This window comes from Brevundimonas sp., from assembly GCF_035935935.1.
Taxonomy (GTDB): domain Bacteria; phylum Pseudomonadota; class Alphaproteobacteria; order Caulobacterales; family Caulobacteraceae; genus Brevundimonas.
This window is the reverse complement of sequence record NZ_DASYWO010000006.1, coordinates 99,014-112,190: the sequence shown is the minus strand read 5'-3', so window position 1 is coordinate 112,190 and position 13,177 is coordinate 99,014. Positions and strand designations below refer to the sequence as shown.

At 70.4% G+C, this 13,177-nt stretch carries 15 protein-coding genes and 1 pseudogene; 11 read left to right on the top strand and 5 right to left on the bottom strand.

All coding sequences use genetic code 11. The features are described from left to right. Positions 1-42: 42 nt before the first annotated feature. Complete coding sequence (locus VGR32_RS13440; RefSeq protein ID WP_414642900.1) at positions 43-960, bottom strand: SEC-C metal-binding domain-containing protein; 918 nt, start codon at positions 958-960, stop codon at positions 43-45. Between the two features lie 33 nt (positions 961-993). Then, positions 994-2,877, bottom strand: a pseudogene (secA, locus tag VGR32_RS07560) (preprotein translocase subunit SecA); the annotation flags it as partial. A gap of 347 nt (positions 2,878-3,224) precedes the next feature. Between secA and VGR32_RS07555 the strand changes: the two are divergent. From VGR32_RS07555 to VGR32_RS07540, 4 genes are read left to right on the top strand one after another with little or no spacing between them, the layout of a single operon-like run. Then, complete coding sequence (locus VGR32_RS07555; protein WP_327449603.1) at positions 3,225-4,205, top strand: peptidylprolyl isomerase; 981 nt, start codon at positions 3,225-3,227, stop codon at positions 4,203-4,205. After that, on the top strand, positions 4,202-5,581 hold the full coding sequence (gene argJ, locus VGR32_RS07550) for a bifunctional glutamate N-acetyltransferase/amino-acid acetyltransferase ArgJ (RefSeq protein ID WP_327449602.1): 1,380 nt from the start codon (positions 4,202-4,204) through the stop codon (positions 5,579-5,581). The genes VGR32_RS07555 and argJ overlap by 4 nt, the downstream gene beginning before the upstream one ends. Next, positions 5,578-5,982, top strand: a complete 405-nt coding sequence (locus VGR32_RS07545; RefSeq protein WP_327449601.1) for a (deoxy)nucleoside triphosphate pyrophosphohydrolase — start codon at positions 5,578-5,580, stop codon at positions 5,980-5,982. The genes argJ and VGR32_RS07545 overlap by 4 nt, the downstream gene beginning before the upstream one ends. A 17-nt stretch (positions 5,983-5,999) precedes the next feature. Then, positions 6,000-6,176: a Flp family type IVb pilin gene (locus VGR32_RS07540; protein ID WP_327449600.1), complete on the top strand. Its 177-nt coding sequence runs from the start codon at positions 6,000-6,002 to the stop codon at positions 6,174-6,176. On the opposite strand, the gene VGR32_RS07535 is transcribed toward VGR32_RS07540, so the two are convergent. Next, on the bottom strand, positions 6,173-7,042 hold the full coding sequence (locus VGR32_RS07535; protein WP_327449599.1) for a methyltransferase domain-containing protein: 870 nt from the start codon (positions 7,040-7,042) through the stop codon (positions 6,173-6,175). The two genes, VGR32_RS07540 and VGR32_RS07535, sit on opposite strands and share 4 nt — an antisense overlap. Between VGR32_RS07535 and VGR32_RS07530 the strand changes: the two genes are divergently transcribed. Genes VGR32_RS07530 through VGR32_RS07505 form a run of 6 tightly spaced genes read left to right on the top strand, consistent with a single transcriptional unit; the run spans position 7,041 to position 10,723 of the window. Then, positions 7,041-7,835 carry a ComF family protein gene (locus VGR32_RS07530; protein WP_327449598.1) on the top strand — a complete coding sequence of 265 codons (795 nt, stop codon included), beginning with the start codon at positions 7,041-7,043 and terminating at the stop codon, positions 7,833-7,835. The genes VGR32_RS07535 and VGR32_RS07530 overlap by 2 nt on opposite strands. Positions 7,836-7,885: 50 nt before the next feature. After that, positions 7,886-8,143 (top strand): glutaredoxin 3, encoded by a 258-nt coding sequence (gene grxC / locus VGR32_RS07525; protein WP_327449597.1) that lies wholly within the window; start codon positions 7,886-7,888, stop codon positions 8,141-8,143. Further along, positions 8,140-8,991, top strand: coding sequence for a carbon-nitrogen hydrolase family protein (locus VGR32_RS07520; protein ID WP_327449596.1), 852 nt, complete (start codon positions 8,140-8,142; stop codon positions 8,989-8,991). The genes grxC and VGR32_RS07520 overlap by 4 nt, the downstream gene beginning before the upstream one ends. After that, positions 8,988-9,407 (top strand): DUF1178 family protein, encoded by a 420-nt coding sequence (locus VGR32_RS07515; RefSeq protein ID WP_327449595.1) that lies wholly within the window; start codon positions 8,988-8,990, stop codon positions 9,405-9,407. The genes VGR32_RS07520 and VGR32_RS07515 overlap by 4 nt, the downstream gene beginning before the upstream one ends. Positions 9,408-9,409: 2 nt before the next feature. Next, positions 9,410-10,231 (top strand): helix-turn-helix domain-containing protein, encoded by an 822-nt coding sequence (locus tag VGR32_RS07510; protein ID WP_327449593.1) that lies wholly within the window; start codon positions 9,410-9,412, stop codon positions 10,229-10,231. 30 nt (positions 10,232-10,261) lie between these two features. After that, positions 10,262-10,723, top strand: a complete 462-nt coding sequence (locus tag VGR32_RS07505; protein ID WP_327449592.1) for a DUF6265 family protein — start codon at positions 10,262-10,264, stop codon at positions 10,721-10,723. A gap of 4 nt (positions 10,724-10,727) precedes the next feature. Here the strand turns inward: VGR32_RS07505 and VGR32_RS07500 are convergent, their stop codons facing one another. Next, positions 10,728-10,958 carry a hypothetical protein gene (locus VGR32_RS07500; protein ID WP_327449591.1) on the bottom strand — a complete coding sequence of 77 codons (231 nt, stop codon included), beginning with the start codon at positions 10,956-10,958 and terminating at the stop codon, positions 10,728-10,730. A gap of 98 nt (positions 10,959-11,056) precedes the next feature. Next, the gene (ubiG, locus tag VGR32_RS07495; RefSeq protein ID WP_327449590.1) at positions 11,057-11,845 is read right to left on the bottom strand and encodes a bifunctional 2-polyprenyl-6-hydroxyphenol methylase/3-demethylubiquinol 3-O-methyltransferase UbiG; all 789 of its coding nucleotides are present in this window, start codon (positions 11,843-11,845) and stop codon (positions 11,057-11,059) included. Positions 11,846-11,902: 57 nt separating this feature from the next. Between ubiG and VGR32_RS07490 the strand changes: the two genes are divergently transcribed. Continuing rightward, a complete protein-coding gene (locus VGR32_RS07490) occupies positions 11,903-13,162 on the top strand; it encodes an aspartate kinase (protein WP_327449589.1) in 1,260 nt (419 codons plus the stop codon). The last annotated feature ends 15 nt before the right edge of the window (positions 13,163-13,177 follow it).

Below are 13,177 nucleotides of genomic sequence, written 5' to 3'. Positions count from 1 at the left end.
CGCGCTCAGGCAGCAAGCGACCGCGTCGCGAGCGGCAGCGCCTTAAACAAGAGCGCCGTGGCAGTGCTTGAACTTGCGGCCCGATCCGCAGGGGCAGTCGGCGTTGCGGCCGGTGCGCTCCCAGCCGGGCGGCAGGGCGTCGACCGGCAGCCGGGCGCGGTCGTCGCCCTGCAGCGCGCCTTCCGGCAGCTGAGCCGCCGGATTGGCCATCTCGTTCTCGCCGGTCTCCGGGTTCAGGTGAATCTCCTGAAACTCGGGCATCTCCATCTGCGGGGGCGGCTGGAAGCGGAACTCCACCGTCATCAGCCAGCGCGTCACGTTGTGGCGAAGCTGGGTCAGCAGGCCTTCGAACAGATTGAAGGCCTCGGTCTTGTATTCGTTCAGCGGATCGCGCTGGCCGTAGCCGCGGAGGCCGATCACCCCGCGCAGGTGGTCCAGGTGGACCAGATGCTCGCGCCACTGCAGATCGATCATCTGCATCAGGAACTGCTTCTCCAGCCCGCGCATGCGCTCGGGCGTCACCGCCGCTTCGCGCTCGACGGCGCGGGCGTCGGCCGCCTCGACCAGCCGGGCCTCGATCTCCTCGTTCGACACGCCTTCCTCGGCGGCCCAGTCATGCAGCGGCAGGTCGAGCCCCAGCGTGGACTGGACCTTCTCCTTGAGCCCGTCGATGTCCCACTGCTCGGCATAGGCCTTGGGCGGCATGTGCTGCTCGACCAGGTCGGCGATGACGTCGCGGCGGAACTCCGCGACCAGCTCGGCGTGGTCGTCGGCGTCGAGGAATTCCTGGCGCTGTTCGAAGACCGCCTTGCGCTGGTCGTTCACGACGTCGTCGTACTTCAGCAGGTTCTTGCGGATGTCGTAGTTGCGCTGCTCGACCCGCTTCTGCGAGGTCTCGACGGCCTTGTTCAGCATGGAGTGGCTGATGGCCTCGCCCTCGGCCACGCCGAAGGTCTTCATGATGGCGTCCAGCCGCTCGCCGGCGAAGATGCGCATCAGGTCGTCTTCCGTGGACAGGAAGAATTTGGACGTGCCGGGGTCGCCCTGACGACCCGTCCGGCCTCGCAGCTGGTTGTCGATGCGGCGGCTCTCGTGGCGTTCCGTGCCCAGCACGAACAGACCGCCGGCGGCCAGCGCCCGCTCCTTCTGCACCGCGATGTCGGCCTTGATCTCGTCCTCGCGCGCGGCTTCGCTCTCCGGCGTGACCTCGACGCCCAGATTGCGCTGGTCCTGACGCCAGCGCTGCATCCGCATCTCGAGATTGCCGCCCAGCTGGATGTCGGTCCCGCGGCCGGCCATGTTGGTGGCGATCGTGACGGCGCCCGGCAGACCGGCGTCGGCGACGATGTAGGCTTCCTGCTCGTGCTGGCGGGCGTTCAGGACGTTGTGCGGAATGCCCCTGCCCTTGCGCACCTCGACGTCGAAGTCTTCGTCCTTCAGCGCCTGATAGGCCTTGCGCGCGGCGGCACGGGCCTTGGCGTCGTCGGACCGGACGTCGATCTCCAGCTGGCGGTGCCTGTCCTTCAGCGTCTTCAGCTCGACAGCATACTCATAGGTCTGCAGCAGTTCGGACAGCTGCTCGGACTTCTCGATCGAGACGGTGCCGACCAGCACCGGCTGGCCCCGGACGTAGCATTCGGCGATCTGCTTGCAGATGGCGCCGTTCTTCTCGCGCGCCGAACGGTAGACCTCGTCGTCGTGGTCGATGCGCTTGATCGGACGGTGCGTCGGCACCTCCAGGACGTCCATGCTGTAGATGTCGAGGAACTCCTGCGCCTCGGTGGCGGCGGTGCCGGTCATGCCCGACAGCTTGGAGTACAGGCGGAAGTAGTTCTGGATCGTGACCGAGGCCAGGGTCTGGTTCTCGGGCTGGATCTTGACGCCTTCCTTGGCCTCGATGGCCTGGTGCAGACCTTCCGACAGGCGCCGGCCCACCATCATGCGGCCGGTGAACTCGTCGATCAGCATGATCTCGCCGGAGCGGATGATGTAGTCCTTGTCGCGCTGGTACAGGGTGTTGGCGCGCAGGGCCTGGTTGATGTGGTGCACCAGGGTGATGTTGGCGGCGTCGTAAAGGCCGGTGGTGTCGGGCGCGAACAGGCCGCGCTCCTCCATGATCTGCTCGATCCGTTCCGAGCCCTCTTCGGTCAGCAGCGCCTGACGCTGCTTCTCGTCGAGATCGAAGGTGGCCTTGTCCTGGATCAGGTCCTTGATGATGGCGTCGACCGTCACATAGAGGTCCGAACGGTCCTCGGTCGGGCCGGAGATGATCAAGGGCGTGCGCGCCTCGTCGATCAGGATGGAGTCGACCTCGTCGACGATCGCGAAGTTGTGCCCCCGCTGCACCATCTCCCGCCGGTCATAGACCAGGTTGTCGCGCAGATAGTCGAAGCCGAACTCGTTGTTGGTGCCGTAGGTGACGTCCGCCGCATAGGCGGCCTGACGCTGGCCCTGCGACAGGCCGTTGACGATGACGCCGACCTCCATGCCGAGGAAGCGATAGACGCGACCCATCCACTCGGCGTCGCGTCGGGCCAGATAGTCGTTCACCGTGATGACGTGGACGCCCTTGCCCTCGAGCGCGTTCAGATAGACGGGCGCCACGGCGACCAGCGTCTTGCCCTCGCCGGTCCGCATCTCGGCGATGCCGCCCTCGTGCAGGATCATGCCGCCGGTCAGCTGGACGTCGTACTGGCGCTGGCCCAGAACCCGCTTCGACGCCTCGCGCGCCACGGCGAAGGCCTCGTTCAGAAGGGAATCCAGCTTCTCGCCCTTGGCCAGACGGTCGCGGAACACGTCCGTCATCATCCGCAGCTCGTCGTCCGAGACCTTGGCGAACTTCTCCTCCAGGGCGTTGATCCGGGTCACCTGACCCATGAACTCGCGGACCCTGCGGTCGTTGGAGCTGCCGAACAGTTTCTTGGCGAAGCCGAGCATGTGGGATCCGGTGTGCGGTCGAGCGGGCGAAGGCTCTGGGACGGGGCTCTCTGGCCTGAGGACGAGCCCCGATCGGGGCGGTCGCGCCGGTCTCGGGGGCTTCGGCGTGGCGCGACCCGAACCCGGCTGAAACAGCGGCGCGGCGAGGGCGCGCGGACCGTCGAAAACCCCTCGACTTGAACGCAGGCGGGACTTAAGCACCGGCCTTGACCCTGTCAACGCGAGGGGCTTTGCCGCGGCCCGGAAACCCCGTCGCGGCGGCCCTTTCGCCCGGAGCCGAGCCGCCCATGCCACAGCGCCCGACCTCCCTTCTCGCGCTTCTGGCGGCCTTCGCCCTGCTGACGCTCGCCGCGTGCGGCGGCGCCGGCGGAAACGACCGTCCGCCCGAGCCCGGAGACCGCGCCGTGGCCCGCGTGGCCGGCGAGACCATCTGGGCTTCCGACGTCAAGCGCGAGGCGGTGGCGCAGGGCCTGATCGGCGAGGGCGAGCCGCTGGACGTGACGTCGGGCCTGTTCCGGCGCGTCCTTGACGAGGTCATCGACCAGAAGCTGCTGGCCCGCGAGGCGGAGCGCCGCGGGCTGGACAACAGCCCTTCGGTGCAGCGGCGACTGGCCACCACCCGCGACCGCATCCTGGGCGACGTGCTGGTCGAGACCGTCGTGAACGGCACCATCACCGATCAGGCGGTGCAGACCCTGTACAACGAACAGCTGAGCCTCGCCCGGACTTCGGAGGAGATCCGCGTGCGCCAGATCGTGTCGCGGACGCAGGCCGAGGCGGCGCAGGTCGTCGGCATCCTGTCCGCCGGCGCGGCCTTCGAGGCCGTGGCGGCCGAGCGCTCCATCGACGAGGCGACGCGCTATTCCGGGGGCGACCTGGGCTATTCCACCCTGGACGTCATGCCCAAGGCCTATGCCGACGCCTTGCGGGACCGGCCGGCCGGATCGACCATCGGGCCCTTCCAGGTCGAGGGCGGCTGGGCGGTCGTGCGCATCGAGGACCGCCGGCGCGAAACGCCGCCCACGCTGGAGCAGGCCCGACCGCAGATCGTCCGGTACCTGACCTATGAGGGCGTGCGCCGCCTGCTGGAGGACCTTCGCGGCCGCGCCGACGTCGAGGTGCTGCTGGGATCGTCCGCCGACGGCGGCGGGCAGGAGCCCGCATCGGCGCCGCGCACGCCCGCGCCCGCGCCGACTCCGCCGCCCGCCTCGGCCCCGACCTCCGGCCAGACCCCCGCCGCCTCCGCCGCGCCGAAAGACCGGCCTTGAGCGGGTCGCGGGAGGGGCGCTCGACCGGCCGCAAGATCGAGCAGGCGATCGGCAAGGCGCTGGATCCCCTGGCCTCGGCGTTGAAGCCGAAGGCCGCAGCGGCCGCCGCACCGGGAAAGCCCGGCCTGCAGGTGTCGCCCCTGGCCGTGCCCTTCCCCACGATCGGCGCGGTCGGCGGCGTGGAGATCACCACCGCCCGCGCGGGCTTTTACAAGCACGAGCGCGACGACCTGACCGTGTTCCGGTTCGCCCGCGGCACGACCTGCGCCGGCGTGTTCACGCGGCACCGCATCGGCTCGGCTCCGGTGGACTGGTGCAAGCGGCATCTGGACGGCGCGGACGGCGGGTCGGACGTCCGGGCCCTGGTCGTCAACGCGGGCTGCGCCAACGCCTTCACGGGCAAGGCGGGCGCCGACGCGGCGCGTCGCACGGCGTCCGAGGTGGCGAAGCGGTTCGGCTGTCGCCAGCGCGACGTCATGCTGGCCTCGACCGGGGTGATCGGCGTGGTGCTGGACGACCGGAAGATCGCCGCGCGCCTGCCCGAGGTCGAGGCCGGCCTCGACGGAGACGTCCCGGCCGGCGAGCAATGGGCCCGCGCCGGTCTGGGCATCATGACCACCGACACCTTCCCCAAGGGTTCGTACGCCGAGGCGCGCATCGACGGGGTCAAGGTCCGCATCGCGGGCATCGCCAAGGGCTCGGGCATGATCGCGCCGGACATGGCGACCATGCTGGGCTTCATCGTCACCGACGCCGCCATCGCCCCGCCGGTGCTGAAAGCCCTCCTGGGGCTGCACGTGCGCACCACCTTCAACAGCGTCACGGTCGACGGCGACACCTCGACGAACGACACCTGCCTGCTGTTCGCCACCGGGGCGTCGGGCGCGCCGCTCATCGGCCGGGTCGGCGACCGCCGCCTGAAGGAATTCTCGGCCGCGCTGGACAAGGTCATGCTGGACCTCGCCCATCAGCTGGTCCGCGACGGCGAGGGCGCGACCAAGTTCGTCCGGGTCACGGTCGAGGGGGCGTCCAGTCCGGCGTCGGCCCGCAAGCTGGCCAAGTCGATCGCCGACAGCCCGCTGGTGAAGACCGCCTTCGCCGGCGAGGACGCCAACTGGGGCCGCGTGGTCATGGCCGTGGGCAAGACCGACGAGCCGGTTTCGCGCGAGCGTCTGGCCATCCGCTTCGGGCCCCACGTCGCGGCCGTCGAGGGGGCGCCGTCGCCCACCTACGACGAGGCGAAGATGAGCGCCTACATGAAGAAGCCCGAGCTGGAGGTCACCGTCGACGTCGGCATGGGGCGGGCCTCGGCCACCGTCTGGACGTGCGACCTGACGAAGCGCTACGTCGAGATCAACGGCGACTATCGCTCGTGAGCCTGCCGACCGTCCTCGTCGTCGCCGTGGCCCTGATCGACGCCGACGGCCGCGTGCTGATCGCCCAACGGCCCGAGGGCAAGCAGCTGGCGGGGCTGTGGGAGTTTCCCGGCGGCAAGGTCGATCCCGGCGAGCGTCCGGAAGAGGCGCTGATCCGCGAGCTCAGGGAAGAGCTCGGCATCGACGTGAACGAGGCCTGTCTGGCCCCCTTCGTCTTCGCCAGCCACGCTTACGAAAGCTTTCACCTGTTGATGCCACTTTACCTGTGCCGACGCTGGTCGGGCACGGTCGTGGCGCGCGAGCACGCCGCGTTGAAGTGGGTCAGGCCCAACGCCCTGGCCCAGTATCCGATGCCTCCGGCCGACGCGCCTCTGGTCGCCTGGCTGCGCGACCTGCTCTAGCCGCCGGAGGGGGCGCGATGCGACTGCTGCGCCGGCTTCTGAAAAACCGCTCCGGGGCGACGTCGCTGGAGTATGGTCTGATCATCTCGCTGATGTTTCTGGTGATCCTGACGGCCCTGGTGGCGTTCGGCGACACTTCGACGGGCATCTTCAACGGCGCCATGAACGCCATCCGGAGCGCGATGGGGGGCTAGTCGCCCTTGTGTTCCACGACGCCGAACGCATCGGCCAGACGCACTTTCGCCGAGCCGCGGGGCAGGGGCTTCTGCTGCCCCTCGTGCGGCGCCCAGCCCGACAGGAACACCAGCTCGAAGGTGGCGGTCAGCCGGCCGTCCGCGCCGGAAAACCGTCCGGCGTAGATCTCGGCGGCGCGGATCAGCACGTCCCGGCGCAGGGGACGGATCGGGCCGCCCGGGACCGCCGTCTCCCCCATGGCGCGCAGATCCTTCATCAGCGAGACCGGATCGCCGTAGCGCACGGTGACCCTGTCGACGTCGCAGACGGGCAGGGCCAGACCGGCCCGCTGCAGCAGGGCGGCGCCGTCGAAGCCGTCAGCGAAGGGCGACACGCGCGCCGACGCCCCGCCGGTGATCTCCAGCTCCGCCGAGGTCAACGCCTGTCGCAGCTCGGTCAGGGTGGACCCGCCGAACAGGGCGGCCAGGAAAAGCCCGTCGGGCTTCAGCGCCCGTCGTGCCTGCGCCATCAGGCCGGGCAGGTCCTCGACCCAATGCAGACCCAGCACGGACACGATCAGATCGACGGAGCCGGGCTCGAGCTCCAGATCCGCCGGCGCCATCGGCGCGGGAAGGGCTCTCGGCGCGCCGATCCTCTCCGCCGCGTCCGAAGCGGCCAGGGCGTCGGCGAAGGCCGCCGGATGGGGCGACAGGTCGACGACGGTCGGAAAGTCGCGCAGGATCGCCTCAAGGCTTTCGACGAGGCCCGTCGCGGCGCGGCGATGCAGGAAGTCGGCGCCGGCGAACAGTGGCCGGCTGCGGCGAAGGCGCGCGGCGCGACGGGCGGGATCGAACAGGCGGGCCTGGGTCGGCGAGGGAGGGGTCATGTCGTCACAGGATGGGGTCTGGACCCGCGCCTGGGAAGCCGCCCGGCCCCGGCTGGCGCATCTGGGCCGTGGCCTGACGGACCTGATCCTGCCGCCGCTGGCGCACGACGCGCCGGAGGCCATGGGCGCCGCGGGCCTGAGCGCCGACGCCTTCAGCCGGGTCACTTTTCTGGAGGATCCCGTGTGTGACGGCTGCGGCGCGGCCTTCGAGCATGACGGCGGCGTCTTCGCCGATCCACGATGCGCCGCCTGCGTGGCGCGTCCCTACGCCTTCGCCCGCGCCCGCGCCGCCTGCGTCTACGACGACGCCTCGCGCACCGTGATCCTGCGCCTCAAGCACGGCGACCAGCAGCAGTTCGCGCCCCTGTTCGCCCGCTGGCTGGAGCGGGCGGCGGCGCCTCTGCTGGCCGACTGCGACGCGGTCCTGCCCGTGCCGCTGCACCGGCTGCGGCTGTTGTCGCGGCGCTTCAACCAGGCGGCGGAGATCGCCCGTCCGCTGGCCCGGGCGGCGAACCGGCAGTTCCTCCCCGACGCCCTCGTGCGCTCCGTCCGCACCGGCAGCCAGGGTGGCAAGTCCGCGCGCGGGCGGCGGCTGAACGTCCGGTCGGCCTTCCGGCTGACCGCCGCCGGCCGCCGCGCGGTCCACGGCCGTCGCATCCTTCTGGTCGACGACGTCCTGACGACCGGCGCCACGGCCGAGGCCTGCGCGCGGGCTTTGCTGGACGCCGGCGCACGCGCCGTCGATCTGGCCGTCGTCGCCCGGGTGCGGACGGCCCGAAGCCTGACTACATGAGATCGTCCCGGTCCCTCGCGCGTTGAACGGGAACGAAAAAGGAGAACCGAATGGCCGACGTCGTCATCTACACCAAGCCGGGCTGCCCCTACTGCGCGATGGCCGAAGGCCTGCTGGCCCGCAAGGGCGTCGAGTTCACGGAGATCGTCGCCTCCAACGATCCGAAGAAGAAGCAGGAGATGATCCAGCGGTCCAACGGCCGCATGACCTTCCCGCAGATCTTCATCAACGACCGCCACGTCGGCGGCTCGGACGATCTGCACGAGCTCGAGCGCAAGGGCGAGCTGGACGCGCTGCTGGCCGCATGACGGGGCCGCTGCGCGTCGCCTTGGTCCAGACCACGACGCCGGACGACCCGGCACAGGGTCTGGCGCACGTCGCGCCCCTGATCCGGCGGGCGGCCGAGGGCGGCGCCCGGCTGATCGTGACGCCGGAGGGCACGAACCTGCTGGTGCAGGACCGCACGCGGCGCGAGGCCCTGCTGGTCGACGAGGGCGATGACCTGGCGGTGGCCGGCCTGAAATCGCTGGCGGCCGAACTCGGCGTCTGGCTGCTGATGGGCTCCGCCATAGTCAGGTCGGGCCACCCCGACGACGGCCGCGCGGCGAACCGTTCGCTGCTGATCGACGATCATGGCGGCACGGTCGCGCGCTACGACAAGCTGCACGTCTACGACGTCGACCTGCCGACCGGCGAGCGGTGGCGCGAAAGCGCGGCGGTCAGGCCGGGAGATCGCGCGGCGGTCGCGCGGACGCCATGGGGAGGGCTGGGGCTGACGGTCTGCTACGACGTCCGCTTTCCGCACCTGTTTCGCGCCCTCGCCCGGGCCGGGGCCGACATGATCGCCGTTCCCGCCGCCTTCACCGTGCCGACGGGAGAGGCGCACTGGGAGGTCCTGTTGCGGGCACGGGCCATCGAGACGGGATGCTTCGTTCTGGCGCCGGCACAGGGCGGCACGCACGCCGACGGCCGTCGCACCTGGGGACGGTCCACCGTCGTAGGGCCGTGGGGCGAGGTCGTCGCGAGGCTGGACCACGACCGCCCGGACGTGCTTTTCGCCGATCTCGACCTGTCCGCCGTCTCCCGCGCGAGGCAAGCGGTCCCGCAATTGACCCACGACCGCGACTTCGCCGCCCCCGACCCGTTGACCACATGATCCGCTACGCCCTGCATTGCGACGACGGCCACGCCTTCGAGGCCTGGTTCGGCTCGTCCTCGGACTGGGACGATCAGTCGGCGCGGGGGCTGGTGGAATGTCCGTTCTGCGCCTCGAAGCAGGTGTCGAAGCAGATCATGGCCCCGGCCGTCGCGGGCACGAAGAAGGCCGCCGCGCCCGACCCGACGGCGCTTCGAAGCATGATGATGCGCGCTGCGAAGGAGGTCCGCAGTCACGTCGAGGCGAACTTCGACTACGTCGGCGACGCCTTCGCCCGCGAGGCGCGCGACATCCACGAGGGCCGGTCCGAGAAGCGCGAGATCTACGGCGAGGCCACGCCGGCGGAGGTCAGAAAGCTGAAGGACGACGGCGTGCCCGTCGCGCCGCTGCCACCGGACCCCGCCAAGGCGCACTGACCATGGGGGAGGGGGAGCGTTATCAGGAGTTCGATCCGCCCCCCGCGCTGCGGCCGTGGGTCCGCAAGGTCTGGACCTACGCCGCTCCGACGCCGAGCCCGACGGTCCAGCGCATCGCGCCCGACGGCTGCCCCGAACTGGTCGTGGATCTGGGCGCTCCGTACGAGGAGCTGGGCGACGACGGGGTGTTCCGGCTGCAGCCGCCGGCCATCTTCGCAGGCCAGATGACGCGGCCGCTGGCCATGCGGCCGGCCGGGCCGATCGAACTGTGCGCGATCCGCTTCCACCCCGACGGCGCCCGCGACTGGCTGGGCGGACCGCTGTCGGCGGCGACCGACCGGCGGCTGGACGTGGTGGAGCGACTGGCGGGCCTGCGCCTGCCGGAAGGCGATCCGGACGCGCAGGCGCGGATCATGGGCGACTGGCTGGACGGGGCGCGGCGCAGCGCCGGCGGCTGGACGCTGGACGATCAGGTGCGGGCCGAGGTGGCGCGGCTTGAATCAAGCGGGGAGGGTGACCTGATGGACCTGGCCGCCCGTCGCGCCCTGCAACGGCGTTTCCTCGATCGCGTGGGCGTCTCGCCGCGTCTGCTGCGCTCCATTTTTCGCTTTCGGCGGGTGTTCGATCACGCGCAGGACCCGGGCGCGGCCGTGGACTGGCTGGAAGCGGGGCTGACTGCCGGCTATTTCGACCAGCCGCAGATGGCGCGCGACTTCCGCCGCTTCCTGGGTTGTCCCGCCACGGTCTGGGCGCGCGAGCAGATGGAGCTGGCCAGGGCCATCGCGTCGCAATCCTACAAGACCGGCCTGGCATCGGTGACCTAGACGGGAGCTCTCGAAACGAGGGAGCCTCCGATGTTCATCGCCGCAGCAACCGCCGCCCTGCTCTCCGCCGCGCCCGCCGACCCCGACCTGTCGTGGATGGCCGGCTACTGGCTGGACTGCTCGGACGGGCGCGAGGCCTCGGAGACGTGGAGCGATCCACGCGCCGGCCTCATGGTCGGCCACGCCGTCAGCGTCTCGGCGTCGGGAGGCGTCTCGTTCGAAGTGGCGCAGATCAGCAAGCTGCCGCAGGGCGTGACCTATCTGGCCCAGCCCAACGGCATGCCGCCGACGGCCTTCGTTCTGACCGAGAGCGGGCCCATGCGGGCGGTGTTCGTCAATGAACAGAACGACTTCCCTACGCGCATCATCTACTCGCGCGAGGGCGACGCGCTGAGCGCCCGCATCGAGGGGACGATGAACGGTCAGCCCGCATCGATGAGCTGGAGCTTCAGGGCCGCGCCGCTGAACACGCGCTGCGCGGCCTCGAGCTGACGTCTCAATCGTTCGTGCGGGTCCAGCCCTTCTCGGACATGCAGGTGATGAAGGCGGTGGTGCCCTCACGGTCGCCGGCGCGCTCGCGGCACTGGTCGCGGGCGGCGTCGAACGGCTGGGCGCCTTGTCCGGTCCAGGCGTAGTCGCCGCCGTCGCCGGCGTCGATCACGGTGACGCAGGCCGAGGTGGCCAAGGCCGCCGCGGCGAGGGCGAGGACGGTCAGTTTCTTGTGCATCGGAAGGCTCCGTTCCGGGGAGGAGAGATGAGCCTCCCTCCCACGGCGACGCTTCCAAATCCCGTTACAAGCCCGCAAGCTAGGTGAAATCGGCGTAATCAGCCGCGCGTGCCGACCATGAAATAGTTCACGCCGGCGTCGTCTCCCTGGTCCCAACGGTCGGCCAGCGGATCGTAGGCCACGCCAAACGGACCGGTCACGTCCAGACCCGTCCCGTCCAGCATCCCCCGGATTTCCTCCGGCTTGAGGAACTGACGCCAGTCGTGCGTGCCGGCGGGCACCCAGCGCAACACGTATTCGGCCATGACCTTGCCCAGCGCCAGTGACTTCAGCGTGCGGTTCAGCGTGGCCACCACCAGCAGCCCGCCGGGCGCGACCATGCCCGCGCAGGTCTTCAGAAAGGCCGCCGGATCGACCACGTGCTCGACGATCTCGAGCGCCAGGACGACGTCGAAGGTCCGGCCCTCGGCCGCGATCTGCTCGGCCGTGGCGGCGCGATAGGCGATGTCGAGGCCCATCTGGTCGGCATGGGCGCGTGCCGTGCCGACGTTCTCCGCCGAGGCGTCCACGCCCGTCACCTCAAACCCCAGACGCCGCATCGGCTCGGCGATCAGGCCTCCGCCGCAGCCGACGTCGATCAGGGTCAGACCCGTGAAGGCGCCGCGCCCGCGTCGGTCGAAGCGCGCCTGGAACTGGTCGCGCAGAAAGGCCAGCCGCGACGGATTGAACCGGTGCAGCGGCGCGAACGGCCCCTTCGGATCCCACCACTCGGCCGCCTGGGCCGAGAAGCGGGCCACGTCGGCCGGGTCGATCGAGGGACCGGCCGCCCCCGTGCCGGCTTCGCTTTGGGGATTGCGCGCCCCGGACCCATCGCTAGAACCGATCATGACCCGAGGCATGGACCGCCGGGCCCTCCCCCGCAAGACGGAGCCCCCCGTTTCACGATGACGCGCCTGGTGATGAAGTTCGGCGGCACGTCGATGGGCGATCTGGAACGCATCCGTCGCGCCGCCCGCATCGTCGCCGCCGAGGTGGCGCAGGGGCACAAGGTCGCCGTCGTCGTCTCCGCCATGGCCGGCAAGACCAACGAACTGGTCGCATGGACGGACGGCGCCGGACGCCCGGCGCAGGGCATCGAACTTTCCGACGACGAGTACGACGTCGTCGTGGCCTCCGGCGAGCAGGTGACCAGCGGCCTTCTGGCCCTGACCCTGCGCAACATGGGCGTCGACGCCCGCAGCTGGATGGGCTGGCAGATTCCCATACTCACGGACGACGCCCACGGTCGCGCGCGGATCGAGGACGTGCCCGGAGAGGTGCTGGGCAGGGCGCTGGACGGCGGCCAGGTGGCGGTGGTGCCGGGCTTCCAGGGCGTCACCCGCGACGGGCGGATCACCACTCTGGGCCGCGGCGGCTCGGACACCTCGGCCGTGGCCGTGGCGGCCGCGCTGGAATGTCCGTGCGACATCTACACCGACGTGGACGGCGTCTACACCACCGACCCGCGCATCGAGAGCCGGGCGCGGCGCATCGAGAAGATCTCCTATGAGGAGATGCTGGAGATGGCGTCTCTGGGCGCCAAGGTGCTGCAGACCCGCTCCGTCGAACTGGCCATGGCGAAGCGCGTGCCCGTGCGCGTCCTGTCCAGCTTCATCGAACCCGACGAAACCGGCCGCCTGCCCGACAAGGGCGGCACCCTGATCTGCGACGAGGAGGAGATCGTGGAAAAACGCATCGTGTCCGGCGTGACCATGAGCCGGGACGAGGCCCGCATCACCCTGCTTGGCCTCTCCGACCGCACCGAGACCCCGGCCGAGGTCTTCACCCGGCTGGCCGAGGCCGGGGTCAACGTGGACATGATCGTCCAGAGCCAGTCGCGCACCGAAGGCACGGTCAACATGACCTTCACGACCGGCCGTCGCGACGCGCCGCGCGCCGCCGGGCTGATGCGCGAGGCGCAGGAGACGCTGGGCTTCAGCGACATCCGCGTGGACGAGGACGTGGCCAAGGTCTCGGTGGTCGGCGTGGGCATGCGCAGCCACGCGGGCGTGGCCCAGACCATGTTCCGGGCGCTGGCCGACAAGGGCATCAAGTTCCAGGCCATCTCGACGTCCGAGATCAAGATCAGCGTGCTGATCGACGCCGCCTACGCCGAGCTGGCGGTGCGGGCCCTGCATTCGGCCTACGGGCTGGAGGCGGTATAGAGATCGACGGCGTCC